We start from the raw sequence: 26,459 nt of genomic DNA, 5'->3' as shown, positions 1-26,459 counted from the left end.
GGGTTCGCAGCGCTCTCACCATTGCGGGCTCCCAGGTACCATCGGTACCGATGCAACCTGTGCTCACCCCCACCGCATCGGCACGCCTCGACGCTGCCTCGTCGGATCCCGGCCCCATGCTCATGGAACGCGCCGGCATGGGCGTCGCCCTCGCCGCGGTGCGAATGGGAGCTCGATACGGAGCCAGAGTGATCGTCTTGGCCGGACCCGGCAACAACGGCGGCGACGGGTATGTCGCCGCCCGCTATCTGCACCGGCGCGGCGTCGCCGTGCAAGTGCATGCGCTTGCCGAGCCGAAGACGCCCGACGCCGCGTGGGCGGAAGCGGGAGCGGTCGATGAAGGCGTCTCGGTCCGTTCGATCGGAGTACCACAGCCGGCCGATCTGATCATCGACGCGATCTTCGGTGCCGGCTTCCGCGGGAGCCTTCCCGACGTCCTCATTCCGTGGACCGAGACCGACACGCCGGTCCTTGCCGTCGACATCCCCAGCGGCCTCGACGGCACCACCGGCCGCGTCGAAGGGTCTGTCTTCACGGCGACCGCCACCGTGACCTTCCACAGTCCGAAGGTCGGCCAGATCATCGGCCGCGGTCCGGACGTCTGCGGACGTCTCGAAGTGCGCGACATCGGGCTTGCCGGTGGGGACGCAGCGTTCCTGCTTGCAGAGGAGAGCGACGCACCTCGGCCGGGGAGGGCACGCACCGCCCACAAGTGGTCTGCCGGGTCGGTCCTCGTCGTCGGTGGCTCACCGGGGATGACCGGTGCCCCTCTTCTGGCTGCCCGATCCGCGCTGCACGCCGGAGCAGGGTCGGTCTCGATCGCCTGCCCCGGGGCGCTGCAGACCGTCTACGCGGGGGCCGCTCCAGAGCTGCTTACGACGGGGATCGGCAGCGGAGTCCGGTTCGAGCAGGCCGATGCCCAGACTGTCGCCGCGGCCGCGGAACGCTTCGACGTGATCGCCCTCGGTCCCGGCCTTGGCCGCGGTCGGCAAGGCTTCGTCACCTCACTGCTCGAAACCTGGGACGGTCCGCTGCTCATCGACGCCGACGGGATCAACGCGCTCTCCGCTCCAGAGGCGCTCGCCGCGCGCCCGTTCCCGACGGTCATCACGCCGCACGTCGGAGAATTCCGCCGCCTCACCGGTTCAGATGCGACCCATGAACACGCAGCGGAGCTTGCCGCCACGACCGGCGCCGTCGTCGTCCTCAAAGGATCTCCGACATTCGTGATGGGAGCGCAGCGCTGGGTCGTGACGAGTGGAGGACCGGAGCTCGCGACGATCGGCACCGGTGACGTGCTCACCGGACTTCTCGCAGCGCTGTGGGCGAGGGGCCTCGACGCCGAAACGGCGGCGCGCTCCGCGGCGTACTGGCACGGTCGCGCGGGAGCCTGCCTCGCCGCGAGAGAGACGGTGACCGCAGATCTCCTGGCAACAGAAGTCGGGAAGATCGCATGGTGAGACCATCGTGGGCCGAGATCGACCTCGGCGCCGTCGCCGAGAACGTGCGGGTATTGCGCGAACTCGTCGCTCCGGCGAACGTATGCGCGGTCGTGAAGGCAGACGGATACGGACATGGTGACGTACCCGTTGCCGAAGCTGCCATCGGCGCCGGAGCAGGCATGCTCGCCGTTGCGCTGGTCGAGGAGGGAATCTGCCTGCGGGAGGCGGGAATAGAAGCCCCGGTGTTGCTGCTGTCGGAACCTCCGGTACAGGGTGCCGCCGAGGTCATCCGCTGGGGCCTCACGCCGACCGTGTATCGGGAGGAGTTCGCTGCAGCGCTCTCGGAAGTGGCTCCGAGGACGATTCCGGTGCACATCAAGGTCGATACCGGCATGCATCGCGTCGGTGCAGCGATCGACGACGCGGCGGACCTCATCAGAAGGGTCGTGGCCGACCCGCACCTGCGGCTCGACGGCGTTTGGACCCACTTGGCCGTCGCCGACGAGGACGATCCCTTCACCGAAGAGCAGCTGGAACGGTTCGCGGGCGTCTTGGCAGATCTCGACGCGCTCGGGATCGACGTTCCTATCCGGCATGCGGCAAACACGGCGGGTGCCATTCGCTTTCCCCAGGCACGCTTGGACATGGTGCGTATCGGCATCGGCATCTACGGGATCAACCCTGCGCCGGACCTCATCACCGACGTTCCGCTGCGTCCGGCGATGCGGATCGTGTCCGAGGTGGCGATGGTTCGACGGTATCCGGCCGGGGTTCGTCCCTCCTACGGGCGTCGGCGGGCGCTCTCCAAGGAAGCGACGGTGGTCACCATTCCCATCGGCTACGCCGACGGCTTGCCGAGATCACTTGCCGCCGATGGCGAAGTGCTGATCGGGGGCCGGCGGCATCGACTCGCCGGCAACGTCACGATGGATCAGATCCTTGTCGACGTTGGCGACACGCCGGTAAAGGTCGGAGATGAAGTCGTGCTGATCGGGAGCCAGAACGGAGACGAGATCACCGCCGCCGAATGGGCCGAACATCTCGGAACGATCGCGTACGAGATCGTCTGTCAGATCGGTCCGCGGCTGCCGAGGAGGTATCTGTGAACACGATCACTGCGGTTCCCGGGATACGCGTCGGGCATTGGACCGACACGGAAGCGAAGACCGGCTGCACCGTCGTGTCACTCCCGGAGCCGAACGTGGTTGCGATCGAGATTCGCGGCGCTGCGCCCGGAACCAGGGAGAGCGCCCTGCTGGCGCCGGGGATGAGCGTCGAAACCGTGCAGGCGATCCTGTTGACCGGAGGTTCGGCCTTCGGTCTCGCTGCCGCGGATGGCGTGATGAGAGAACTCGAAGCCGAAGGACGTGGGTATCCGACTCCAACGGGTCTGGTTCCGATCGTGCCGGCGGCGGTGATCTACGACCTGCTCACCGGCGACCCTTCCATCCGGCCGGGGCCCGACGAAGGCGCAGCGGCCTACCGTGCAGCGTCCGATCGAGCCGTCGAATCGGGCCCGATCGGTGTCGGTGCCGGAGCGCTGGTCGCCGGGTGGCGAGGGGCGTTCCAACCCGGCGGGCTCGGATCCGCCGCCGTGACCGTCGGCGACGCGACCGTGGCCACACTGGTCGTCGTCAACGCCGTCGGGGACATCTTCACCCTTTCGGGCACACCACTCACCGGAGGCTCGATAGAGCCGGGGCCGTCCGTGATTCCGCCGGTCCCCAACACCAACACGACGCTCATCGTCGTGGCCACCGATGCCAAGCTCACCCGCTCCGAGCTGACCAGAGTCGCCGTTCGCGCGCAAGATTCCCTCGCTGTGTGCGTCAGACCGTCGCATACTCGATATGATGGCGATGCCGCATTCGCGGTCTCTTGCGGGAACGTTCAGGCCGACGTCGATGCCGTCGCCGAAGGAGCGTTTGCCGCGACAGGGCATGCGATCGAGGCGGCGCTGACATGGCGGAAGACGACTGAGGACACGTGACGGACGCACACGAGGCACTTCGAGAGCTCGAGGAGCGCGCCCGTGCTTGCACAGCGTGCCGGCTCGCCGAGACCAGAACCACCGTTGTATTCGGTGACGGCTCTGCGGATGCCCGCGTCATGTTCGTCGGGGAAGGGCCCGGAAGGAATGAGGATCTGCAGGGTGTGCCGTTCGTCGGGGCGGCCGGGCAACTCCTGAATCGGCTGCTCGAAGAGGTCGACCTCAGACGCGAAGACGTATACATCGCCAACGTCGTCAAGTGCCGTCCCCCGGGGAACCGGGACCCGAAACTGGATGAGATCGAAGCCTGCAAGGGATATCTTGCCGAGCAGATCAAGCTTATCGACCCCGACGTGGTTTCAACGCTCGGCAACTTCGCCACCAAGCTGTTACTCAAGCAGGAGATGGGCATCACAAAGCTTCGTGGTCATGCGTACCCTTGGTGGAATCGCACCGTCGTTCCAACATTCCATCCGGCTGCAGCGTTGCGTGGAGGCGAGTCGGTCTTGAGCCATATGCGCGAAGACTTCTTGCTGATCGAAGGGGTACTGTCCAGGACGGCCAAGGTGGAAGAGGAAGAGCCCGAGCAACTGGGACTGTTCGGATGAATGTCAGGTCATCTTCAGAAGTCGAAACCCGCTTCGTGGGCCGCCGGCTCGCCAGCCTTCTCCGGCCCAACGATATCGTGCTGCTCTGCGGAGAACTCGGATCCGGCAAGACGGCGTTCGTGGCCGGCCTCGCCGAAGGTCTCGGTGTCGAAGACCAGGTGACCAGCCCCAGTTTCGTACTCGTTCGCCGCTACCAGGGCGGCTTCATCCCTCTCATCCATGCCGACGTCTATCGGCTCGGGTCACTGAATGAACTGGCGGACCTCGATCTACTCGACGAGGCAGACGACGCAATCCTCGCGGTCGAGTGGGGAGACGCCGTGGAGTCGGCGATGCCAAGCCAGTATCTCCGGGTGCAGTTCGAGGTCGAAGAGGATGGGACTCGCCAGATCAGCCTCGCAGGTCATGGGCCGGCCTGGACCGACCGGCGCCTCGAGGACGTGATGGAATGAAACTGCTCGCAATCGAAACCGCCACGCCTGCCTCCTCCGTCGCGCTCGGGGAAGGCCGGCGCACCGTCGCTTCGGCCACCAAGGTCGATCGTCGAGGTCACGCAGCGTTCATCGTTTCCGCGCTCGACTACCTGTTCGACCAGGCAGGGTGGATTCCCACCGATGTGGATGCCATTGCGATTGACATCGGCCCCGGCCTGTACACGGGCATTCGGGTCGGGCTGGCCACCGCCCAGGGTCTTGCTGCCAGCCTCGGTGTCCCCCTCATCCCGATCGTCTCATTGGATGCCGTCGCCCTTGATGCAACGACCGGTCACCGTCATATCTGGTCCGTCATCGATGTGCGTCGCGGAGAGGTGGCCGTAGCGTCATACCAACCGGTTCCCGGGGGAGTTGTGCGAGACGGCGACCCCAGGATCGTAAGTCCGAACCACCTGCGTGCCCTGCTCGAGTCGGACCCGCAGAACGCTCTCGTCGTCGGCGACTGGGAGATCCTCGACGAAACCGTGCTGCGAGGGTTGCACCGGATCAAGGCCGGTCGTCCCCGCTACCCGTCGGCAGAGGCGCTCTTGGGTCTGGCGGTCGGACCGGTGGAACGCCAGGAGTTCCCACCCAATAGCGACGTTCGGCCGCTTTATCTGCGTGAACCGGATGTGAACATCAACTGGGCACAGTTTCGCAGGGAGTCGCCGTGGTCGGAGTTGCCGTGATGGATATCCGCCCGATGGTGGTCGAGGACGTGCCGGCGGTACTTGCGCTGGAAAGGGAGACGTTTCCTCAACCATGGGATGAGGAGATCTTGCGCAGCGAGGTGGTTGCCGCCAATCGTGTGTACCTCGTTGCCGAAGGTCCGGACGGGACCATCAATGGTTACGGAGGTCTGCTCTTGAACGGAGATGAGGCCCATGTCGTCACGCTTGCGACATCGCTGCGGGGACGCGGCTTGGGAACCAGACTCATGCTCGGGCTGGTCGAGGCCGGTCTTGAGCACGGTGCCCAGCACATCACCCTCGAAGTGCGGGCATCGAACCGGACCGCGCAGGAGCTGTATCGCAAGTTCGGGATGGTGCCGGTCGGTATTCGCAAGGAGTACTACAGCGATGAAGATGCACTCGTGATGTGGGCTCCCGACGTTGCGACACCCGAGTATCGGGCTCGCCTCGACGAGATCCGAAGGAGTCTGCGATGAGCAGCGGCCCTGTCGTCCTGGCCTTCGAAACGAGTTGTGACGAGACCGGCGTTGCGGTTGTGCGCGGTACCGAAGTCCTCTCCAACATCCTCGCGTCGCAGACGGAGATTCACGCGCGGTTCGGCGGTGTCGTTCCAGAGGTCGCGGCAAGAGCACATGTGGAGTCGATCCGCTCGCTGACCCATCGTGCACTTGGTGAGGCGGGAGTCCATCCGGACGATCTCGATGGTGTCGCGGCAACGCAAGGTCCCGGGCTCGTCGGCGCCCTGCTGGTGGGGTTCTCGTTCGCGAAGGCGACAGCGTGGGCACGTGGTGTTCCGTTCGTGGGGATCGACCACATGGAGGGGCACTTGATGGCTCCGAGGCTTCAACACGCCGACTTCGAGCCTCCGGCGGTCGTGGTCCTCGCTTCCGGGGGCCACAGTCAGATCGTGCACGTCCCCCGCTGGGGCGAGTACAAGGTGCTCGGCCGGACCATCGACGATGCATCCGGCGAGGCGTTCGACAAGCTGGCGCGGTTCATGGGCCTGGGCTATCCGGGAGGACCGGCGATCGACAAAGCATCCGAGGACGGAGATCCGCGAGCGCTGAAGTTCCCTCGTGCTCTCGCCGATCGACGCTACGACTTTTCGTTCTCGGGTCTCAAGACTTCCGTCGTGACGTTCATCAAGAAGGCGAGCGTGGCCGGCACGCTGCCGCCGCTGGCCGATGTGGCCGCTTCCATTCAGGAGGCGATTATCGATGTGCTCGTGGACAAGACCTTCAACGCCGTCGAGGACACCGGCGCGGAGACGGTGGCAGGCGGCGGTGGCGTACTCTCGAACAGGAGATTGCGGGTGAGGATGCAGGAGGAGGCAGATCGGCACGGTGTGCGCCTTCTGCTTCCCGATCCGGTTCTGTGCACCGACAACGCGGCGATGATTGGCGCTGCCGGTGCCTACCACCTCACCGAAGGTCATTTCTCCGACTGGGGATCTTCGGTCGATCCGTCCATGGCGCTATGAACGGCAAGGGGTTTTCGATAGGGCGTGTGCACGGCATCCCGATCACCGCCGACGCTTCGTGGCTGATCATCTTTTTCCTGATCTGGATGTTCTTCTGGACGGACCTCGTCACCGCTGCCGATCAGGGAATCGTGGCATCTACCGGGGGCGCCGGTTTCTGGGTGGGTGCCTTTGTCGGGACGCTGCTGTTCTTCGGCAGCATCATCGTGCACGAGCTCAGCCATTCGCTCGTCGCCGTCGGGCGAGGGATCCAGGTCAAGCGAATACACCTCTTCGTATTCGGCGGGGTGTCGGAAATCGAAGAGGAGGCGACGACGCCCGGCGTCGAGTTCGCCATCACGATCGCCGGACCGCTGGCTTCGGTCATTCTCGGCGCCATGTTCTTCGGGTTTTCGTTCCTGTTCGCGGACGGCACGATCGTTCATCGGCTGACGGAGCGACTCGCCTTCGTGAATGTCGTGCTCGGTGTGTTCAATCTGGCGCCCGGGTTCCCCCTCGACGGTGGCCGTGTGCTGCGGTCGATCGTCTGGAAGATCACCGGCGATTTCAACCGGGCGACGAGAGTTGCCGCGATGGGCGGGCGCGGGGTGGCGTTGTTGATGGTTGTCATCGGGGTGGTCGACCTGTTCACGACAGGCAACTTTGGGGGTCTCTGGTGGATCGTGCTCGGCTGGTTCCTCTTTCAGGCTGCCGGTTCGGCCCTGCTGCAGATGGAGACCAAGGAGGTCCTGCATGGCGTCACGGCCGGACAGATCATGACGCCGACACCCATCGCCGTGGACGGTGACCTCACGCTGCAGGATCTGTTCGACGAGTTCTTCATGCAGCACAACTACTCCTGCTTCCCGGTGGTCGAGGGCGGGAGGGTGCGGGGTCTCATCAGCCTGCGTGAGCTTCGTGAGGTGGACCGGGAGCGCTGGGGAGCTGTGCGAACGTCCGACGTGATGAGACGCCTGGAGCCCGAGGATGCCGTGTCGTCCGAGACGGATGTCGAGGCGCTCTTGCCCCGCCTCGTCGGGGAGGGGCGCAGGGTCGTGGTCGTTCGAGATGGCCGACTCGTCGGGATCATCTCTTCTTCCGACGTTGCGCGCTGGATGCAGCGCCACAAGCTCTAGGAGTCTTACCCCGAGATCTTGTGTCGATGTGGTGTCGCGGTACCGAATACCGGACGCTGAACAGGGCGAACGAAGCGAGCCCAGTCCTCCCGATCCCGCGAAATCGTGATTAGCACTCATATGAGGAGAGTGCTAGCCTTTAGCACTCAAGGAACAGGAGTGCTAAGGCAACTCGAAGGAGGGTTCTGCATGAAACTCCAGCCTCTGGGTGACCGTGTGGTCGTCAAGCCCAATGACGAGGAGGAAGCTCGCACAGCTTCCGGTCTCGTGATCCCGGACACCGCCAAGGAAAAGCCGCAGCTCGGCGAGGTCCTTGCCGTGGGTCCTGGTGAAATCAACGACAGTGGTGATCGGGTACCCCTCGACGTCAAGAAGGGCGACGTTGTCGTCTACTCGAAGTACTCGGGCACCGAGATCAAGCTAGAGGGTGAGGAATACCTGATCCTCTCCGCGCGTGATCTCCTCGCGGTCGTCAATTAGGAGGATCAATGGCTGCAAAGGAACTACGGTTTGATGAGGACGCGCGTCGCGGCCTCGAGGCCGGTGTGAACAAGCTGGCCGACGTCGTGAAGGTGACGCTCGGGCCAAAGGGTCGCAACGTCGTATTGGAGAAGAAGTGGGGTGCACCCACGATCACCAATGACGGCGTCACGATCGCAAAGGAAGTTGAGCTTGAGGACGCATGGGAGAACATGGGTGCTCAGCTCGCAAAGGAAGTGGCGACGAAGACCAACGACGTCGCCGGTGACGGCACTACCACCGCTACCGTGCTCGCTCAGGCAATGGTTCGCGAAGGGCTGCGCAACGTCGCCGCCGGCGCCAACCCGATGGAGCTGAAGCGGGGCATGGAACAGGCCGTTGCCAAGGTCGTCGAGTTCATCGGCGGGTTCTCCAAGGACATCGAGTCCCGCGATGAGATCGCTCACGTCGCTGCCATCTCGGCTGCCGACTCCATGATCGGCGAGCGTATCGCCGAGGCGATGGACAAGGTCGGCAAGGACGGTGTGATCACCGTCGAAGAGGGACAGACGTTCGGCATCGAGCTCGAGTTCACCGAAGGTATGCAGTTCGACAAGGGCTTCACCTCGCCGTACTTCGTCACCGACTCGGACCGGATGGAAGCGGTGCTCGAGGATCCATACATCCTCATCGCCAACCAGAAGATTACGGCCGTCAACGACCTGCTTCCCGTGCTGGAGAAGGTCATGCAGACCGGCAAGCCGATCATGATCCTCTCCGAGGACGTCGAGGGCGAAGCGCTGGCCACGCTGGTGGTCAACAAGATCCGCGGGACGTTCTTGTCCGTGGCGGTGAAGGCTCCCGGGTTCGGTGAGCGGCGTAAGCAGCAGCTGCAGGACATTGCCATCCTCACCGGTGGCACCGTGATCTCCGAGGAGGTCGGCCTGAAGCTCGAGAACGTGTCCCTTGACATGCTCGGGAAGGCCCGCAAGGTCGTCGTTACGAAAGACGACACAACGATCGTCGACGGTGCAGGATCAAGGGCGGACGTTGAGGCCCGGATCAAGCAGATCAACCGCGAGATCGAGAACTCGGACTCCGATTGGGACCGTGAGAAGCTTCAGGAGCGTCTCGCGAAGCTCGCCGGTGGCGTCGCCGTCATCAAGGTGGGCGCTGCCACCGAGGTGGAGCTGAAAGAGAAGAAGCACCGCATCGAGGATGCGCTGTCTGCTACCCGCGCTGCGGTGGAAGAAGGCATCGTGCCCGGCGGTGGCGTGGCTCTGCTCCGTGCCCAGGAAGTCGTGGAGAAGATGCGCGGCGGTACCGATGATGAGAAGACCGGCCGGTTGATCGTGCGTAAGGCGCTTGAAGAGCCGCTGCGGCAGATCGCCGTCAACGCCGGCTTCGAAGGCGGCGTCGTCGCCGACCGGGTCCGCAATGAAGGCGGTACTTCCGGATTCAACGCGGCGACCGGTGTGTTCGAGGACCTGCTCGGTGTGGGTGTCATCGACCCCGCCAAGGTCACTCGCTCCACCGTTCAGAACGCTTCGTCGATCGCGAGCCTGTTGCTCACGACCGAGGCGCTCATCGTCGAGAAGAAGGAAGATACCCCGCCGATGCCTGCCGGAGCTCCCGGCGGTCCCGGCATGGACTTCTAGAAGATCCTCATTCGAGGGAGAGCGGGGCCCTTCGGGGCCCCGCCTCTTTACGGGGAGTCCGCTGGTTGGCTCGTTCGGCCGTGATTCGATCCATCGGCCGAGAGCGCTGCTCGCTGCGACCGTTTCTCGAGGGAGTGCTCGACTGCGACTTCGCTCTGGCGCGTGATGCCTCTGGCCCGGTATCGACATCGGGAACGTTGCCGGGCAAGGCTCCGGCGAGAGAACATTCGCGACGAAGTGGTCGCCCTATGAGCGGGGGACGGTGCGCTGCTTGCCCTTCTGGTATTCGTGTTCGAGCAGTCCCCACACCGAATGGTCGAGCCACTGGCCGCGGACTTTGATCTCTTCCCTGAGGACGCCCTCTCGCACGAAACCCAGCTTCTCCGCCACCCGCTCGCTGCCTCGGTTCCCGAGCGCGATACGCAGGATCGCGCGATGGAGGTGCAACTCGTCAAAGGCGATCTCGAGGGCCCGGGCGGTCACCTCGGTGGCGATCCCTTTGGTCGTTTCATCACTGCGGACCCAGTAGCCGATCTCGCCGGTGCGGAACGACTTGGAGAGGAACCAGATGGAAATGTTGCCGAGATGGTGACGGGGCTCATCGGGGTTTCGGATCGCGAGATCGAACGCTTGTCCTTCTTTCCAAGAGCGGATGCTCTCGCGTATGTACGCCTGAGCATCTGAGTGTCCGTAGCCTGCGTGCGCCCAGGGGAGCCATTGCTGGAGTTCCGGGAGCGAGGCCCTGACGGCCTCCACCAGCGGCAAGGCGTCGCGCCGTTCAAATGGCCGGAGAATGTAGCGGGGGGTGGTGCGAACGGTGGTGTCGAGTGGTTCCACTGTCGCACAGCCTATCGCCCGTCGTACGATGCTTGTGTGCACAGGCTGAATATTCATGGGGTGAGTAACGAGGTGCCGAATACGAGCGGTCCGTCTGCTGCCGTCCTTTTGCCGATCTATCGGGAGAACGGGGCGGCGCGTCTCGTCATGATCAAGCGCCCGATGTCGATGCCGACGCATGCAGGGGATATCGCTTTTCCGGGCGGGCGGCCGGACCCTGGTGATGCAGGTCCAGTCGCGACGGCACTAAGGGAGGCCGAGGAAGAGGTCGGGATCATTCCGGGTGATGTGCATCTCCTTGGCTTTCTCCCGGCAGTCGACACGGTGCAGTTCCGGCTACCGGTCGTTCCGGTGGTCGGGTTCCTCGATGGTGTCCCGGACCTGCACCCGTCCGAGCGGGAGGTCGATCGGGTCTTCCGAACTCCGCTCGACGGACTGCGTGATGAGTCGGCCTGGCGTTGCGAGACGTGGAGAGGGCACCAGGTGTGGTTTTTCGACCTCGACGGCGACGTGCTGTGGGGGGCGACGGCATGGATGGTGCGCAAGCTGCTGGGCTTGCCGCTTTCCCGTCAATAGCAGCGTCGGATAGCGACGCCGGCATTGACGAGAAACCTGCAGCCCGATTCCTGTCAATGGCAGCGTCGGATAGCGACGCCAGCATTGACGAGAAACGCGAGGGTCTTCTCTTGCAGGTGGATTCTTGCTACGTAAGAGGTGTGACCCCAGATCAGAGAATTGCCACTCTCGCACGTTCCCAGCACGGCGTCGTTACGCGTCCTCAGGCGCGAGATGCCGGTTTGTCATCATCAGGGGTAGACCGCAGGCTCCGCAGCGGATACTTCCTTTCTGTGTATCCCGGCGTCTTCACCTTGAGTGGTGTCCCGTCGTCCCGTCTCCAGGGCCTGATGGCTGCCGTTCTATCGACTGGTGTGGGCGCTGTCGCCTCACACCGCAGTGCTGCCGGACTCCTGGGGATGCTGCCTTGGCCTCGACAGATGCACGTTGCCACCAGACGCCGGCGCTGGTCTCCCAAGCCCTTCGTAGTCCATCGGTCCACAGACTTGGCGCCAGATCAGACAATGGTTCTCCGCTGCATTCCTACGACGGAACCCGCGCGGACGATCGTCGATCTCGGAGCAGCGGTGGGACGGCGCACCGTTGCTCTGGCCTTCGACAAAGCGTTGCGTGACCGACTTGTGACACTCGAAAGAGTGGCGGAGGTAGTCGATGACGTTGCGCGTCAGGGCCGGACGGGAGTCGGTACGGCAAGGGCGTTGTTGGAGATCCGGCTGAAGTGGCGAGGTGATACCGAAAGCCCTCTGGAGGATCTATTTCGTCAGCTCCTGGCAGACGCCGGTTTGCCGATGCCCATGGGCCAGTATCCGGTCCGGGATCAGCTGGGAGTGGTCGTTGCGAGGCTCGACTTCGCCTATCCCGAGAGGAGACTGGGGATTGAACTCGATGGCTTCCGATTCCACAGTGATCCGAAGACATTTGCGGATGATCGAGTCCGGCAGAACGCTGTCCTGTCTGCGGGTTACCGTCTGTTGCGGTACACGGCTCGGGACCTTCGAGACACCCCGCAGCGCGTCGTGGCCGAGGTTGCCAGGTCGCTCGCCGAACTTCCTGTCAATAGCAGCGTCGGATAGCGACGCCGGCATTGACGAGAAACCTGCAGCCCGATTCCTGTCAATAGCAGCGTCGGATAGCGACGCCAGCATTGACGAGAAACCTCACACCAGGCGGGCAGTTTCCCGGATCAGCTCCCAAGCCCGTCGGACGTGACGCTCCTCCGTGTGGGTCTGACCAATCGACATCCGTAGCGTGAACTTCCCGTCGAGCCTGGTGTGGGTGAGAAACAGCCGGCCTGAGGCGTTGAGCCGGTTCATGATCGCCTCGTTGCGCTCGTCGCCTCCGAGATGCCGGAAGCAGACGAGGTTCAGCGGCACCGGGGCGGCCGGCTCGAAGTCGGGATCGTCGGCGATCCACGCGGCGAACACCTCGGCCAGGCGCAGGTGCTCTCGTACGATCGCCTGGAGACCCTCCACGCCGTAATGGCGAATGACGAACCACAGCTTGAGCGCCCGGAAACGCCTTCCGAGCGGCACGTGCCAGTCTCGATAGTCGAAGACCTCGCCCGACTCGGACGCCTGGTTGCGCAGGTATTCGGGCAGGATGCTCAGCGTGCGGATCAGCACGGAGCGGTCGGCAACGAAGAAGGCGGTGCAGTCGAAGTTCGTCAGCATCCACTTGTGCGGGTTGAACACGTAGCTGTCCGCCAGTTCCAGCCCGTCGTGGATCCAGCGCATCTCCGGCAGCAATGCCGCCGTCCCTGCGAGCGCGGCATCGACGTGGAGCCAGACACCGTGCCGGCGGCAGATCTCTCCGATGGCCCGTAGCGGATCGATTGCCGTCGACGAGGTCGTTCCGACCGTCGCGCTCACGAATGCGGGGATCAGCCCTGCCTCCAGATCGGCACGAATCGCAGCATCCAACGCCTCGGGGCGCATGGCGAACGTGTCGTCCACGTCGATCATCCGGAGTCGATCGGATCCGATGCCGACGACTCTGATCGCTTTCTCCATCGAAGAGTGCGCTTGCGTCGACGTGTAGGCCACGAGCCTTGGATCGACACCCTCGCGATTCGACACGAATCCCGTTGCCCGTTCTCTGGCTGCCAGCAGGGCGGTGAGGGTCGCCGAGGAGGCCGAATCCTGGATGACGCCCCCACCGGCGCCGCTCGAGAGAAACCGTTTGGGGAGGCCGAGCATCTCGACGAGCCAGTCCATCACGTGTGTCTCGAGTTCGGTTGCCGCCGGACTGGTCGTCCACAGCATTCCTTGGATCCCCAGTCCGGAAGAGACCAGATCTCCGAGGATGGCGGGTCCGGAGCTGTTCGCGGGGAAGTAGGCGAAGAAGTTGGGCGACTGCCAGTGGGTGATCCCCGGGAGGATGATGTCGTCGAGGTCACCGAGGAGCGCTCCGAACGGTTCTCCCTGGTGTGGCGGGTGCTGCGGCAGCGCGGCACGGATCTCTCCTGGCTGCACCTGCGAGAGGACCGGCAGATCTTCGACCCGTTCCAGGTAGTCGGCGATCCAGTCGATCACCTCTCGCCCGTGTCGCCGGAACTCATCCGAGGTCATGTGATAGTCGCTGGGGTTCATGGCCGCAGGTTATCGCCGTTCCTGCTGCCGGTACACCTCGGGGTTTGCGCATGCCGGCATCGGATCGCCCCGCAGGCCGGCGATGAGGTTCTCCGTAGCGAGGTCCGCCATGGCGATCCTCGTTGCCACCGTGGCAGATCCGAGGTGCGGAACGATCACACAGTTGGTGAGCGTGAGGAGTGGATCATCGGGAGGGATCGGCTCCGGGTCCGTCACGTCGAGAGCGGCCGCTGCGATCTCACCGGTACGCAGGGCCCACTCGAGCGCGCGAGGGTCCACGATGGCTCCCCGGGCGATGTTGGTCAGCGTGGCCGTCGGCTTCATGCGTCGAAACGCGTCCATCCCGATCAGATGATGCGTCTCGGCGGTGAGCGGGCAGGCAACCAGGACGTGGTCCGCTTCTTCGAGCAGGGCCTGCAGGGTCCTGTGTCCGACGCCGAGGGCGGCCTCGGCCTCAGGATGACGGTTGCGGCTGTTGTACCGAACCCGCATTTCGAATCCAACGGCTCGCCGTGCGACGGCGGTGCCGATACGGCCGAGGCCGATGATGCCGAGTGTCGTTGCGTGGACCTGCGCGCCGAGCAGCAGTGCCGGCTCCCACCGCCGCCACTTCCCTGCCTTGACGTAGTCGGCGCCTTCCACGACGCGTCGAGCAGCGGTCAGCAGCAATGCAAATGCCATGTCGGCGGTCGCTTCGGTCAACACGTCGGGCGTGTGACCCACCGCAATGCCCCGCTGGGTGCACGCTGCCAGGTCGATGTTGTCGGTTCCGACGGCCATCGTGCTGATGGCCCGCAACCTCGGTGCCACATCGAGCACCTCGGTGTCGATCGAGTCGGTGAGCATGCACAGCAGACCGTCCGCCTCTCGGACCTCGGCGAGCAGACGCTCTCGCGGCAGCGCGCGATCTTCTGGCCATGTCCAGACCGTGCCGGCATTCTCGAGCCGCTCCACGGCTGATCCCGGCGGCCTACGGGTGACGACGATTTGGGCCATTGGAGGGATGGTACCGACCTGGTACTCCTGAACCCAGGGCTCGTAGGTACCCTGGGGATACCTATAGGGTAACTACGAGCCCTGGGTTCGCCGATTGGGGAGATCTGAAGCTGGAATCCCGGCGGGTTCTTCGGTAGCCTCTCGATGGTGAATGTGCATGTACCCGCGCGGTGGTGGCCCTGCTGATCGTCGCGGCGCGTGTTCGATATCTCGCCGGCGGCGTCGAGCCCCGGCGTTTCTCATGGAGGAACCGTGGAACGTAAGACCGTCTTCTCCGGGATCCAGCCCACCGGAGGGATCCACATCGGCAACTATCTGGGGGCGTTGCGCAATTGGGCACGCCTGCAGGATGACTACGACGCGATCTACTGTGTCGTCGATCTGCATGCCATTACGGTCGACTACGACCCGGAAGAATTCCGGCAGACCCGTCTCAACACGGCGAAACTGCTCATGGCGGTCGGCATCGACCCGGACCGGTCATTGCTCTATTACCAGAGCCAGGTGCGCGAGCACGTCGAGCTCGCATGGCTCCTGGCGACGATCACCTCACTGGGTCAGCTCAACCGGATGACACAGTTCAAGGAGAAGGCCGACAAGGGTGGCGAGAACCTGGGCCTCTATGCGTATCCGGTATTGATGGCGAGTGACATCCTGATTCACAAAGCCCACTACGTTCCCGTGGGGGAGGACCAGACGCAGCATCTGGAGGTGACTCGCGACCTCGCACAGCGGTTCAATGCCCGTTTCGGTGAGGAGTTCCCGATTCCCGAACAGATCACGCCGGAGATCGGGGCCAGGGTGATGTCACTCAAGGATCCGACGGCGAAGATGTCGAAGTCGGCTCCCGATGCAAGCTCGAGGATTCACATCATCGATCCACCCGACGTGATCCGAAAGAAGTTCAAGACGGCCGTCACCGATTCGGGTCACGAGATCGAGTACGACACGCTGAAGAAGCCGGGTGTCTCCAACCTGCTCGACATCCTTGCCCTGTTCACCGGCCGCACGATCGACGATCTCGTCGCTCAGTACCACGACATGCCCTACGGGTACTTCAAAGAGGTTGTCGCCGAGGCGGTGGTCGAAGGGCTCGCTCCGGTTCGTGAACTGTACGAGGCGCTCGTCGACGCCGAAGTGGATGCCATCATGCGCCGCGGCACGATGGTTGCCCGCGATCGGGCAGAGAATGAGATGGCCTCGGTCCGGGCCAAGATGGGATTCTGAGATCCAGGTTGCCGGAAGTCGGTTTCCGGCCAAGAGATCACGCCCGCCGGGGCTTGCCGACAGCCGGCCGCTCAGAACGGCAGGTTCGGGGCGTAGAACAGCGCCAGCGTGGTGATCAGGTTGAACCCGGCGTGGGTGAAGATCGACCGACTCAGATTGCCGGACCGAACGGCAAGGTAGCCGAGGATCGAGCCGACGATGAAGAGCTCCGGGATGACCACGGCGGCGGCTTGGATCGCGCCGGCGTCGAGAAGGTGGAACGCAGCGAACACCAGCGCCTGGATGACGACAGCCGACACCACCGAGCGCTTCTGGAGGAGCGTGCGCAGCAGCAGTCCACGAAAGGCGAGTTCCTCCGTGACCGGGCTCAGGATGACGACGCCGAACAGCACCATGATCCTTGTCGGGATGTCTGACACGTCTGCAACTGCCTGCACGACATCCTGGGGGCTCTGGTTGATGCCGAGCGCCTGGGCAAGGGGTGAGAAGGCGAGTCCTAGCCCGACGAGCAGCGCTGCTCCGACCAGGAGGAACACGACATCTCTGGCCTTGACGACGAGGCCGTAGTCGGTGGAGAGCTTCCCCGTGGCCCGTCGCTGGGCGATCCAGGCAAGAGCGAGCACCTCGCCGAACACCTGCGCCGGGAGGATGATCCAGAATGCGGCCCGCGAGGGAATGCCCGTCGTCAACTCATTGAGGGGGATCGCTCCGGCAGCAACGGCTGCGATCGTCGCGATGACCGAGGTGATGAGGCCGGCGGCAAACACGAGGATGAAGTCGACGTAGGTGAAACGGCTCTGCGGGGTTTGGTCGATCACAGGCCGTGAGGGTAGCCGGGTGGAGGAAGTCTCGACCTTGAGTCGTTCATGCAGGAGCGCCGGTGGCCCGGAGACTCGCAGCCGACCGCTGAGGGCTGAGCTTCAACCGGCACCGGCACCGGCCACCGGCAATCGGCGACTGGCGACCGCTTTGGTACCCTGCTCCATCTGGCAGAGGGAGAGACGTGGAGATCGAGATCGGCATCGGAAAATCGGGGCGACGGGCGTACAGCTTCGATGACATCGCAATCGTTCCCAGTCGCAGGACCAGAGATCCCGAAGACGTCGATATCTCCTGGCAGTTCGACGCGTTCAATTTCGACCTCCCGATGCTCGGTTCGGCGATGGATTCGGCCATCAGCCCTGCGACGGCGAAGGAGATCAGCAGACTCGGAGGACTCGGGGTTCTCAACCTCGAAGGTCTCTGGACCCGGCACGAAGACCCGATGCCGCTGTTCGAAGAGATCGCCACGCTGTCCAGCAGCACGGCTACGCGCAGGATGCAAGAGATCTACGCAGAACCGATCAAGCCGGAACTGATCGGAAGGCGAATCGAGGAGATGCGCACTTCCGGCGGCATCACGGCCGCCAGCCTGACTCCGCAGAGAGTGCGCGACTACGCGAAGCTGACCGTGGACGCCGGGCTCGACGTGCTCGTGGTTCAAGGCACCGTTGTCTCTGCCGAGCACGTCTCGACACGCTCGGAGCCGCTGGATCTGCGTGAGTTCATCGCCAACTTCGACCTCCCGGTGATCGTCGGAGGATGCGCTTCCCACTCGACGGCCCTGCATCTCATGCGCACCGGCGCGGTCGGCATTCTCGTAGGTGTCGGTCCCGGTGCCGCCTGCACGACGAGGGGCGTGCTCGGCATCGGGGTCCCGCAAGCAACAGCGATCGCCGACGCCGCCGGAGCGAGGATCCGATATCTCGACGAGACCGGCCGCTACGTTCATGTGATCGCCGACGGGGGAATGCGCCGCGGCGGCGACATCGCGAAGGCCATCGCATGCGGCGCCGATGCGGTGATGATCGGTTCTCCGCTGGCCGGTGCCGCGGAAGCGCCCGGGCGGGGTTTCCATTGGGGTATGGCGACGTTCCACCCGACGCTGCCCCGCGGGGCACGCGTCGAAGTCGGCGCCCTCGGCACCCTCGAGGAGATCCTCATCGGCCCTGCGTACGAGAATGACGGCCGCAGGAACCTCTTCGGCGCCCTGCGGGTCTCGATGGCGACGACCGGCTACCGGGATCTCAAGGAATTCCAGAAGGCAGAAGTGATGATCGCTCCGTCTCTACAGACCGAAGGCAAGGCGCTGCAGCGATCCCAGCAGGTGGGAATGGGTTGACCTTGCAGCGAGAGTACGGCCAGGCGTCCACCGGTGATTTCGACAGGGTGCTCATCGTCGATCTCGGGGCCCAGTACGCCCAGTTGATCGCCAGACGAGTTCGTGAGGCCCACGTCTTCTCAGAGATCGTTCCAAGGGACATCACTGCGGCCGAGATCGTCGCGCGAGCCCCGACCGGGTTGATCCTCTCGGGAGGTCCGGCCTCGGTGTACGCAGAGGATGCCTACGACATCGATCCGAAGATCTTCGACCTCGACGTTCCGATCCTCGGCATTTGCTACGGGCATCAACTCATCGCCTCCGCGCTCGGCGGCGAAGTGGCGAGAACGGGTGCAGCCGAGTACGGCAAGGCGGCACTCGAAATCACGGATCGGTCACTGCTGTTCACCGAGCTTCCTGATCATCAGGATGTGTGGATGAGCCACGGCGACGCCGTTGTCGCAGCTCCGCCGGGGTTTCGGGTGACGGCTTCGACACCGGGGTCGCCGGTAGCTGCGATGGAGTCTGAGGATCATCGCTTGTTCGGTGTGCAGTTCCATCCAGAGGTCGGGCACACACCGCGGGGGACCGAGATACTCAAGCGGTTCCTGTTCGACGTGTGCGGTGTCCGACCGTCCTGGACGAGCCACTCGATCATCGAGCAGTCGGTCGAAGCCATCCGCTCCCAGGTTGGAGGCGAGAAGGTGATCTGCGGGCTCTCGGGCGGGGTGGATTCTTCGGTCGCCGCTGCGCTCGTGCACCATGCGGTCGGTGATCAGCTGACCTGCGTGTTCATCGATCACGGCCTGCTGCGAGCGGGCGAGGCGGAGCAAGTGGACGAGACGTTTCGGGGAGCTTTCCAGGTCAATCTGATTCACGTGGACGCTCAGGACCGGTTTCTCGACCGCCTTGCAGGAGTCACCGACCCGGAGGCCAAGCGCAAGATCATCGGGGAGACGTTCATCCGCGTGTTCGAGGAAGTCGCCGCGGATCTCACCGACACGCCGTTTCTCGTCCAGGGGACGTTGTATCCGGACATCATCGAGTCCGGGACGAAAGACGCTGCGCGCATCAAGAGTCACCACAACGTCGGAGGGCTGCCCGAGGATATGCAATTCGAGCTCGTCGAGCCGCTCAGGGACTTGTTCAAAGACGAGGTGCGAGCGATCGGCGCCGAACTCGGGCTGCCGGAGGAGATCGTGTGGCGACAGCCGTTCCCCGGCCCCGGCCTGGCCGTGCGCATCATCGGGGAGGTGACCCGTGAGCGCCTGGCGATACTGCAGGCTGCCGATGCGATCGTTATCGAGGAGGTGCGTCGCGCGGGGATGTATCGGGAGTTGTGGCAGTCATTCGCCGTGCTGCCTGCGGTGCGAACAGTCGGGGTGCAAGGAGACGGACGCACGTATGCATACCCCATCATCGTACGAGCCGTGACGTCGGACGACGCAATGACAGCCGACTGGGCGCGTCTGCCCTACGAGGTGCTGGAGCGGATCTCGTCCCGTGTGATCAACGAGGTTCCGGGAGTCAACCGGGTCGCCTACGACATTTCCTCAAAACCTCCAGCGACGATCGAGTGGGAGTGAAGTTCCCAGTTTCGGCGAGTCATGTATCCAGATCCTTCTCTCCAGCGGTTCACAGGACCCGGTTTCAGTAGGAGAACTTCGACGGCTGACAACTGCTGAAGTCTCCGACACGTTCCTCAAGTCGGTGTCTGCGCAAGCCGATACGCGTGGTGATCGGGAAGAAGGTGTTGGAGTGGATTTGAGCGGCGACGCCGAGTTGTTGGCCATTTTTCGTGAGGAACTCACCTCACGGGCCGAACACCTGGTTGAGGGAGCGCGAGCGCTGAGTAAAGGCGGCGTTGATCCCAAGTACGCATCTGAGCTGTTTCGTGACGCCCATACCGTCAAGGGATCGTCGAGGATGATGGGTTTCGATGCCCTCGGCGAAGCCGGCGAGGTCCTTGAACTCGTATGGCGATCCATTGTGGACGGCGCTCAGGCCGGCGCCATCGCCGATCTGGCAGCGTGTCTCGAAGAGGCTGCATCATTGCTCGTCCCGACCCTCGACACGGATCCGATCGAGGGTACTCCCGAGCTTCAAGCGGCGATTGCAGCCGTCAAGAAGCCGGACACTGTTACGGAGCCCAAGCCCACGAAATCGTTGGATCCTCCTGCAGACGACCCTTCCACACCTGCCGATCTCGGCGGTCTGTTGTCGGCGGTCGAGCGGGGACTCATCGGTACGGCCACCCGAGTCGACACGAACAAGCTGTATCGGATGATCAACCGCGCCGCGGAGGCGAGGCTGGATGCGGACGCCCTCTCCGATGCGGTACGAGCGCTTCGACTCACTGCCGGCAATCCGAGAGAGATAGCGTCTCTCGCTGCCCGATGGGAGTCGGCTGTCGAGGCGGTGGACGACGCAGTCCGGGATCTGCAGGATCGTGCCCTGGAGCTGGTTGCAGAACGATTCGGGGTGATCACGTCGACCTTCCCGCAGTTCGTTCACTATCTGGCTCGGCGAACCGGTAAGGAGGTTCATCTGGAACTCACCGGCGCGGACGTGGAGGTGGATCGTCAGATCCTCGAACATCTGCGTGAGCCTCTTCGGCACCTCGTGGTCAATGCGGTTGACCACGGGATCGAGTCTCCGGCAGAGCGTGCGGAGGCGGGCAAGCCGACGACGGGTCGTATCGTCGTCAGAGCTGCGGCTTCGGATGGTCAGTTGCGCATCTCTGTGGAGGACGATGGCCGTGGAATCGACTGGATCGCGGTTCGGAATGCTGCCATCGCGCACGAGATCGATCCGGGTGAGGCCGGATCCGATCTTTCCGGGCTGCTGTTCCGTTCGGGCTTTTCGACCGTTGTAGAAGCGTCCGATCTGAGCGGAGACGGTGTGGGTCTCTCCCTGGTCGCTGAACTCGCTGACCATGTCAACGGCGGGATCACAATCGAGTCGCATCGCGGCAAGGGGACATCGCTGTTGCTGACGCTGCCGCTGTCGTGGTCGTTCCAGGACCTCGTCCTGCTTCGATCCGAGGGGAGAGTCTGGGGGATTCCGGCGGCTGCGGTCGTTGCCACGGTGCCGACGGCCGGGGCGGACGTTCGGCCCAGCAAGGATCGCATGGAGCTCATCTATCAGGGAAAGCGTATCCCGATCAGTTCCTTCGCCGCTGCGATCGGCGCGGGGCTTCCCGAGGAGACGAAACAGGTCGTCGTGCTGGCCACTCGGGCGGGGAGAGCGGCGGTCACCGTCCCCGACGTGCTCGGGAGACGACAGGTCGCGGTGAAGGGTCTCGGCCCGGTACTGGCGGGAGCACCGTTCCTCACTGGAGCAGCGGTGCTGGGCGGCGGCGAGGTCGTCGCAATCGTTGATCCGAATCGACTGGCCGACCAGATTCGGGCCCTTCCGATTCCCGACGGGCAGCGGCCCCGGGTCTTGGTGGTCGACGACTCGAGAGGTGTCCGCCAGTTGGTCGCTGCGGTCCTCGGCAGCCAGGGGTATGACGTTGTCGTGGCCCGCAACGCCGAGGAGGGCCTGGAGCAACTCGAAGCCAAGGTGTTCGACGCGCTGGTGGTCGACTTCGCGATGCCCGGACCCGACGGTGTGGAACTCGTCAAGGCGGTCCGCAGGCGCCTCCCTGCGCTTCCGGTCGTCATGGTCTCGGGCGTAGCGACCGCGGCCGACCAATCGAGAGCGTGGGAAGCGGGCGTCGACGCCTATCTCGACAAATCCGATCTTCGCCAGGGGCTGCTCGTGTCGACGCTTGCCTCTCTGCTGGCCTTGAGGAATGGGAGTTCGGTGGAGGTTCGTCCGTGAAGATTCTCGTCGCCGACGACAGTCCGGTCATTCGGGCGGTGGTCACCTCCCTTCTCTCCGAGGCTGGGTTCGAAGTCGTCACCGCGAGTGACGGCTTCGAGGCGATCAAGACCTTCTACGCCGAACTTCCGGATCTCGTACTGCTGGACATCAAGATGCCGAAGATGACCGGCTACGTGGTCTGTCGTCTCATCAAGGAGGACTACACGGTCGCACATATCCCCGTGCTGATTCTCACGGCCTCGGATTCTGCCGAAGACCGCTATTGGAGCGAGAAGTCCGGTGCGGACGGCTATCTCACCAAGGAATCGCTCGGTCAGGATCTGGTGGGGGCCATCCGATCGGCGAGAGCGACCAGAGCACTCTCTGAGCTCAATCGCGATCAAGAACCCAAACAACTCGACACCGTCGACGTGTTGGCGAGAGTCACGGACCTGCTGGACCGTAAGCTGTTCGACGCGACGATCATCAACGACATCGTCACGATGGCGACTCGTCCAGGGGACCTCGCCGGAACCCTCGGCGAACTGCTGGAGATTCTCCGGCGTTTCGTCGGCTTCGACGTTGCCGCGATCGCTCTTGCATCGGAGAAGCGGATGGCGGCACGGCTCGAGAGCACACTTTCGCGTGGCGAGTTCGACGAGTTCAAACGTCTCGTAGCAGGGCATCTCGACCAACTGTCTGCCGTGAAGGTGAGCCCGGACGAGATGGGGGTCTGGTTCGCTGAGCCGCCGGGGTTCGGTTGGACGGATTCCGGGCAGGGTTGGCCGTCGTTCTTTGCGATGAGCCTTCGCTCCCGCGGGGAGATTCTGGGGATTCTGGCCCTTGGCTCCCGGCGAGCCGGCCAGTTCACACCCCAGGTGGCCCGCACGCTGAGGATGGTGGAGTTCCCCATGGCGGCTGTGGTCGATTCGGCCTCATACCACCAGAAACTCCTGGAGCAGGAGGCGCGGCTCAGCCTGTCGTCCCTCTACGGCGATCCCCAGGGGTAGACGCCTCGAGTGTCCCCTATCTGCGATCTGCGAGGTCGGGAAGACTGCCGGGCGGCCCGGGTTTTCTTTTTCCTCAATCGGGACCTGTTTTCAGTCGATAACCCACCCATGAGGCGTGTTGGGAGATGCTGAACTTCATTGCAGGAACAGCGGTCGTGCTTTCGATAGCGGCTGTCATCTGGGCGCTCCGCTCGAACGCGGCAGCTCGCACACGTGAGGCTGCCGCCAAAGAGTCGGCCGAACGAGCTCGACAGATGAAGGACCAATTCGTCTCTATGGTGAGCCATGAGCTGCGAACGCCGCTGACGTCTATCGCCGGCTTCGCGGAGGCTCTCAGAGAATCCTGGCGTACGAGCAGGGAGGAAGAAGTCGACGAGTTCCTCGACATCATTCGTAATCAGGCGCAGCACCTTCACGAACTGGTAGAAGACATCCTCGTGCTTCCTCGTCTCCAGGCGGGGAGGCTGCCCCTGCACCCGGAAGAGTTCGAGCTTGCTCCACTCGCTCACGAGGTGGTCAGCCTGGTGAGTCCCCCCGGGGCGAAACGAGAGGCGGCCGTCGCGATTCCGGGCGGAGTCATGGTGAACGCAGACCGGAGGCGCGTGTTCCAAGTGCTTCGCAATCTATTCGAGAACGCGGTGAAGTACGGCGGCGATCAAGTGCTCATCGAGGGCAGTCCGTACGGGCGTCGCTTCCTCGTCGTCGTGTCCGACAACGGTCCCGGGATTCAGGACGAAGAAGTCGACCGGATGTTCGTCCGCTTCGAGCAGCGGTCGAAGGGAGACGCGCGATCGGATCAGGGAATCGGCCTCGGCCTCCCGATTGCCCGGCAGCTCGCGCAAGCCATGGGTGGGGACCTCTGGTACGAACACCGGTTCCCGACCGGATCGAGATTCTGTTTCACGATCGCACTGGCCGGTGTCCCCGAGGATGGACCGGAAGCCCTGGCTCGTCACCCAGAGGAACTGCGATCTGCTCACGAAGGTCTCTGAAGAGGCCCCTCGGGCCGGCGTCACCTGTCGCCGGTCGGACTGTCACAGAGCGCGGGTACCATCGATGCCATGCGCGAGCACTCCCTGACCGACATATCGCTGCTCGACGACCTGAACCCGGTGCAACGTGACGCGGTGGCGGCCACCGAAGGACCGGTGTTGGTCGTCGCCGGCGCCGGATCGGGCAAGACGAGGGTGCTCACCTACCGAATCGCTCATCTGATCCACGATATGGGCGTAGCCCCACAGTCGATCCTTGCGATCACGTTCACCAACAAGGCTGCGGGTGAGATGCGCGACCGGGCCGAGAAGCTGGTCGGATCCCGCGTGCGGGCGATGACGATCTCGACGTTCCACAGTGCATGTGCCCGGATCCTGCGTCGAGAGGCACATCGACTCGGCTATCGGTCCGGGTTCTCCATCTACGACGACGCCGACGCCCTGCGGCTCGTCACCATGTGCATACGCGACCTCGACATGGACCCGAAACGGTTCCCTCCGCGGAACATGCGAGCGGCGATCTCGGACGCGAAGAACGAGATGATCGACTTCGAAACCTACAAGGCACAGGGTGCCGGGTTCTATCACGAGCAGGTCGCAGACGTGTACCGCCTCTACCAGCAGCGACTGTTGGAGGCCTCCGCAATGGACTTCGACGATCTCTTGAAGGTCACCGTCGAGTTGTTCGGCGCGTTCCCCGAGGTGCTCGAGCACTACCAGCGCCGCTGGCAGTACGTGATGGTCGACGAGTATCAGGACACCAACCGGGCGCAGTACATGCTCGTGAAGCAGCTCGCCGCCCGTCACCGGAACCTGTGCGTCGTCGGCGACAGCGACCAGTCGATCTATGGGTGGCGGGGCGCGGACATCCGCAACATCCTCGACTTCGAGAAGGACTACCCGGATGCCAAGGTCGTGGTCCTGGACCGTAACTACCGCTCCACCGAGGTGATCCTCGAAGCGGCGAACTCGGTGATCGCCAACAACGTCGCCCGCAAGCCGAAGCATCTGTGGACGGACCGCGGTCGGGGAGAACCGGTCGTCCGTTACCAGGCGGAGGACGAACGCGACGAGGCGGCATTCGTAGCCGAGCAGATCGGCTCTCTCGAAGAGGCCGGGTACACGGCGTCCGACGTCGCGGTGTTCTATCGGACCAACGCGCAGAGCAGGGTGCTCGAGGAGGTGTTTGTTCGTTACGCCCTCCCATATCAGGTGGTCGGCGGCGTGAAGTTCTACGAACGCAGGGAGGTCAAGGACGTCCTCGCGTATCTGCGGGCGCTGGTCAACCCTGACGACGAGGTGGCCCTCAAGCGGATCATCAATGTGCCGAAACGGGGCCTCGGTTCTACATCGATCGCGCACGTCGACCGTTTCGCGCAAGGGCGCGGGATCAGCTTCCACGGTGCCCTTGTCGCCGTCGATGATGAGCCGCACCTGGCCGTACGGGCACGCAAACAGATCAAGGAGTTCGTAGCGCTGCTTGAGGAGCTGCGGGAGCGTGCTGCTGATGGGGCGAAGGCTGCGTTGGAAGCGGTATTGGCCGAGACCGGGTATCTCGCCGAGATGGAGGCGGAGCGGACGATCGAAGCGCTTGGGCGGGTCGAGAACTTGCGGGAGCTGGTGTCGGTTGCCGAAGAGTACGAGGCCGGCGCCGCGGGAACGCTGGTGGACGACGAGGAGTGGGACGAGCTGCCGGGGCTTCGGAGACTGGAGCTGTTCCTCGAGTCGATCAGCCTCGTCACGGACCTCGACGAACTCGAAGAGGGTACCGATGCCGTAACGCTGATGACGCTGCACACGGCCAAGGGTCTCGAGTTCCCGGTGATCTTCCTGATCGGCATGGACGACGGCGTGTTCCCCCACGCGCGGTCGCTGGGTGACCCGGACCAACTCGAGGAGGAACGAAGGCTCTGTTATGTGGGTATCACCAGGGCGCAGGACCGTCTGTTCGTTACGAACGCCTGGAGTCGGATGCTGTGGGGCGGGACGAACTACAACCCGCCGAGCCGGTTCCTGTCCGAGATCCCCGACTCGCTGACCGAGACGATCAAGCGGGGCCGCCGGCGGCCTGATCGAGAGCAGGTCAAGCCTCGTGAGACGGTTGGCGTGCTCGATCTGACGATCGGCGACCGGGTCCGCCACGACAAGTGGGGGCCCGGGATCGTACGGCGAATCGTTGGCTCCGGGGACCGGGCAGAAGCGACGGTCGCCTTCGACGGGATGGGCGAGAAGCGGCTGCTGCTCGCATGGGCGCCGCTGAAGAAGGAGTAACCGGTTTTCTCGTCAATGGGAGCGTCGGTATGCGACGCCTGCATTGACAGGAAAACACCCTCCCCTTTTCTCGTCAATGGGAGCGTCGGTATGCGACG

General features: G+C 63.9%; 24 protein-coding genes. 20 read left to right on the top strand and 4 right to left on the bottom strand.

Going from position 1 to position 26,459, the window contains the following annotated elements; genetic code table 11:
• Positions 1-50 precede the first annotated feature (50 nt).
• From GWP04_07280 to groL, 11 genes are all read left to right on the top strand, one after another.
• A complete protein-coding gene (locus GWP04_07280) occupies positions 51-1,460 on the top strand; it encodes an NAD(P)H-hydrate dehydratase (GenBank protein NIA25358.1) in 1,410 nt (469 codons plus the stop codon).
• On the top strand, positions 1,454-2,548 hold the full coding sequence (gene alr / locus GWP04_07275; GenBank protein ID NIA25357.1) for an alanine racemase: 1,095 nt from the start codon (positions 1,454-1,456) through the stop codon (positions 2,546-2,548). The genes GWP04_07280 and alr overlap by 7 nt, the downstream gene beginning before the upstream one ends.
• On the top strand, positions 2,545-3,432 hold the full coding sequence (locus GWP04_07270) for a peptidase S58 family protein (protein NIA25356.1): 888 nt from the start codon (positions 2,545-2,547) through the stop codon (positions 3,430-3,432). The genes alr and GWP04_07270 overlap by 4 nt, the downstream gene beginning before the upstream one ends.
• Positions 3,429-4,040, top strand: a complete 612-nt coding sequence (locus tag GWP04_07265; protein ID NIA25355.1) for a uracil-DNA glycosylase — start codon at positions 3,429-3,431, stop codon at positions 4,038-4,040. Before GWP04_07270 ends, GWP04_07265 begins: the two co-directional genes overlap by 4 nt.
• A complete protein-coding gene (gene tsaE / locus GWP04_07260) occupies positions 4,037-4,492 on the top strand; it encodes a tRNA (adenosine(37)-N6)-threonylcarbamoyltransferase complex ATPase subunit type 1 TsaE (GenBank protein NIA25354.1) in 456 nt (151 codons plus the stop codon). The genes GWP04_07265 and tsaE overlap by 4 nt, the downstream gene beginning before the upstream one ends.
• Positions 4,489-5,202 carry a tRNA (adenosine(37)-N6)-threonylcarbamoyltransferase complex dimerization subunit type 1 TsaB gene (gene tsaB / locus GWP04_07255; GenBank protein ID NIA25353.1) on the top strand — a complete coding sequence of 238 codons (714 nt, stop codon included), beginning with the start codon at positions 4,489-4,491 and terminating at the stop codon, positions 5,200-5,202. Before tsaE ends, tsaB begins: the two co-directional genes overlap by 4 nt.
• Positions 5,184-5,681 (top strand): ribosomal protein S18-alanine N-acetyltransferase, encoded by a 498-nt coding sequence (gene rimI / locus GWP04_07250; protein ID NIA25352.1) that lies wholly within the window; start codon positions 5,184-5,186, stop codon positions 5,679-5,681. Before tsaB ends, rimI begins: the two co-directional genes overlap by 19 nt.
• Complete coding sequence (gene tsaD, locus GWP04_07245; GenBank protein NIA25351.1) at positions 5,678-6,685, top strand: tRNA (adenosine(37)-N6)-threonylcarbamoyltransferase complex transferase subunit TsaD; 1,008 nt, start codon at positions 5,678-5,680, stop codon at positions 6,683-6,685. The genes rimI and tsaD overlap by 4 nt, the downstream gene beginning before the upstream one ends.
• 26 nt (positions 6,686-6,711) lie before the next feature.
• Positions 6,712-7,800 (top strand): CBS domain-containing protein, encoded by a 1,089-nt coding sequence (locus GWP04_07240; GenBank protein ID NIA25350.1) that lies wholly within the window; start codon positions 6,712-6,714, stop codon positions 7,798-7,800.
• 189 nt (positions 7,801-7,989) lie between these two features.
• The gene (locus tag GWP04_07235; protein NIA25349.1) at positions 7,990-8,280 is read left to right on the top strand and encodes a co-chaperone GroES; all 291 of its coding nucleotides are present in this window, start codon (positions 7,990-7,992) and stop codon (positions 8,278-8,280) included.
• Positions 8,281-8,288: 8 nt separating this feature from the next.
• A complete protein-coding gene (gene groL / locus GWP04_07230) occupies positions 8,289-9,917 on the top strand; it encodes a chaperonin GroEL (protein NIA25348.1) in 1,629 nt (542 codons plus the stop codon).
• A gap of 246 nt (positions 9,918-10,163) precedes the next feature.
• Here the strand turns inward: groL and GWP04_07225 are convergent, their stop codons facing one another.
• Positions 10,164-10,754 carry a GNAT family N-acetyltransferase gene (locus GWP04_07225; GenBank protein NIA25347.1) on the bottom strand — a complete coding sequence of 197 codons (591 nt, stop codon included), beginning with the start codon at positions 10,752-10,754 and terminating at the stop codon, positions 10,164-10,166.
• A 36-nt stretch (positions 10,755-10,790) separates the two neighbouring features.
• Here GWP04_07225 and GWP04_07220 point away from each other — a divergent pair, with 36 nt between their 5' ends.
• Together GWP04_07220 and GWP04_07215 are read left to right on the top strand one after the other, a co-directional pair.
• Positions 10,791-11,330 (top strand): NUDIX domain-containing protein, encoded by a 540-nt coding sequence (locus tag GWP04_07220; GenBank protein ID NIA25346.1) that lies wholly within the window; start codon positions 10,791-10,793, stop codon positions 11,328-11,330.
• Between the two features lie 140 nt (positions 11,331-11,470).
• Positions 11,471-12,403: a DUF559 domain-containing protein gene (locus GWP04_07215; GenBank protein ID NIA25345.1), complete on the top strand. Its 933-nt coding sequence runs from the start codon at positions 11,471-11,473 to the stop codon at positions 12,401-12,403.
• Between the two features lie 84 nt (positions 12,404-12,487).
• On the opposite strand, the gene GWP04_07210 is transcribed toward GWP04_07215, so the two are convergent.
• Both GWP04_07210 and GWP04_07205 read right to left on the bottom strand, forming a co-directional pair.
• Positions 12,488-13,897 carry an aspartate aminotransferase family protein gene (locus GWP04_07210; protein ID NIA25344.1) on the bottom strand — a complete coding sequence of 470 codons (1,410 nt, stop codon included), beginning with the start codon at positions 13,895-13,897 and terminating at the stop codon, positions 12,488-12,490.
• A 30-nt stretch (positions 13,898-13,927) separates the two neighbouring features.
• Positions 13,928-14,914, bottom strand: coding sequence for a D-glycerate dehydrogenase (locus GWP04_07205; GenBank protein NIA25343.1), 987 nt, complete (start codon positions 14,912-14,914; stop codon positions 13,928-13,930).
• Positions 14,915-15,166: 252 nt separating this feature from the next.
• Between GWP04_07205 and trpS the strand changes: the two genes are divergently transcribed.
• The gene (trpS, locus tag GWP04_07200) at positions 15,167-16,141 is read left to right on the top strand and encodes a tryptophan--tRNA ligase (protein ID NIA25342.1); all 975 of its coding nucleotides are present in this window, start codon (positions 15,167-15,169) and stop codon (positions 16,139-16,141) included.
• A gap of 71 nt (positions 16,142-16,212) precedes the next feature.
• Here trpS and GWP04_07195 read toward each other — a convergent pair whose 3' ends face one another.
• Complete coding sequence (locus tag GWP04_07195; protein NIA25341.1) at positions 16,213-16,959, bottom strand: CPBP family intramembrane metalloprotease; 747 nt, start codon at positions 16,957-16,959, stop codon at positions 16,213-16,215.
• Between the two features lie 185 nt (positions 16,960-17,144).
• Here GWP04_07195 and GWP04_07190 point away from each other — a divergent pair, with 185 nt between their 5' ends.
• The 6 genes from GWP04_07190 to pcrA all read left to right on the top strand — a co-directional run bounded on the left by GWP04_07190 (position 17,145) and on the right by pcrA (position 26,361).
• Positions 17,145-18,302, top strand: coding sequence for a GuaB3 family IMP dehydrogenase-related protein (locus GWP04_07190; GenBank protein ID NIA25340.1), 1,158 nt, complete (start codon positions 17,145-17,147; stop codon positions 18,300-18,302).
• 2 nt (positions 18,303-18,304) lie between these two features.
• The gene (guaA, locus tag GWP04_07185) at positions 18,305-19,867 is read left to right on the top strand and encodes a glutamine-hydrolyzing GMP synthase (GenBank protein ID NIA25339.1); all 1,563 of its coding nucleotides are present in this window, start codon (positions 18,305-18,307) and stop codon (positions 19,865-19,867) included.
• 172 nt (positions 19,868-20,039) lie between these two features.
• Entirely contained in the window at positions 20,040-22,106 is a 2,067-nt protein-coding gene (locus tag GWP04_07180) for a response regulator (GenBank protein NIA25338.1), read from the top strand.
• Positions 22,103-23,098, top strand: coding sequence for a response regulator (locus GWP04_07175; GenBank protein ID NIA25337.1), 996 nt, complete (start codon positions 22,103-22,105; stop codon positions 23,096-23,098). Before GWP04_07180 ends, GWP04_07175 begins: the two co-directional genes overlap by 4 nt.
• Before the next feature lie 125 nt (positions 23,099-23,223).
• On the top strand, positions 23,224-24,090 hold the full coding sequence (locus GWP04_07170; GenBank protein NIA25336.1) for a hypothetical protein: 867 nt from the start codon (positions 23,224-23,226) through the stop codon (positions 24,088-24,090).
• 69 nt (positions 24,091-24,159) lie between these two features.
• Positions 24,160-26,361, top strand: coding sequence for a DNA helicase PcrA (pcrA, locus tag GWP04_07165; protein ID NIA25335.1), 2,202 nt, complete (start codon positions 24,160-24,162; stop codon positions 26,359-26,361).
• Positions 26,362-26,459: the final 98 nt, after the last annotated feature.

Source organism: Gammaproteobacteria bacterium, assembly GCA_011682695.1.
Classification (GTDB): domain Bacteria; phylum Actinomycetota; class Acidimicrobiia; order Spongiisociales; family UBA4744; genus BMS3Bbin01.
Note: the sequence above shows the minus strand (reverse complement) of the source record. Positions and strands in the feature narration are given on the sequence as shown.

Excerpts from the sequence above, each read along its gene's own strand:
- GWP04_07280 (NIA25358.1), top strand. The coding sequence starts at position 51 with ATGCAACCTGTGCTCACCCCCACCGCATCGGCACGCCTCGACGCTGCC.
- alr (NIA25357.1), top strand. The coding sequence starts at position 1,454 with ATGGTGAGACCATCGTGGGCCGAGATCGACCTCGGCGCCGTCGCCGAG.
- tsaE (NIA25354.1), top strand. The coding sequence starts at position 4,037 with ATGAATGTCAGGTCATCTTCAGAAGTCGAAACCCGCTTCGTGGGCCGC.
- tsaB (NIA25353.1), top strand. The coding sequence starts at position 4,489 with ATGAAACTGCTCGCAATCGAAACCGCCACGCCTGCCTCCTCCGTCGCG.
- tsaD (NIA25351.1), top strand. The coding sequence starts at position 5,678 with ATGAGCAGCGGCCCTGTCGTCCTGGCCTTCGAAACGAGTTGTGACGAG.
- GWP04_07235 (NIA25349.1), top strand. The coding sequence starts at position 7,990 with ATGAAACTCCAGCCTCTGGGTGACCGTGTGGTCGTCAAGCCCAATGAC.
- groL (NIA25348.1), top strand. The coding sequence starts at position 8,289 with ATGGCTGCAAAGGAACTACGGTTTGATGAGGACGCGCGTCGCGGCCTC.
- GWP04_07210 (NIA25344.1), bottom strand. The coding sequence starts at position 13,897 with ATGACCTCGGATGAGTTCCGGCGACACGGGCGAGAGGTGATCGACTGG.
- GWP04_07205 (NIA25343.1), bottom strand. The coding sequence starts at position 14,914 with ATGGCCCAAATCGTCGTCACCCGTAGGCCGCCGGGATCAGCCGTGGAG.
- GWP04_07170 (NIA25336.1), top strand. The coding sequence starts at position 23,224 with ATGCTGAACTTCATTGCAGGAACAGCGGTCGTGCTTTCGATAGCGGCT.
- pcrA (NIA25335.1), top strand. The coding sequence starts at position 24,160 with ATGCGCGAGCACTCCCTGACCGACATATCGCTGCTCGACGACCTGAAC.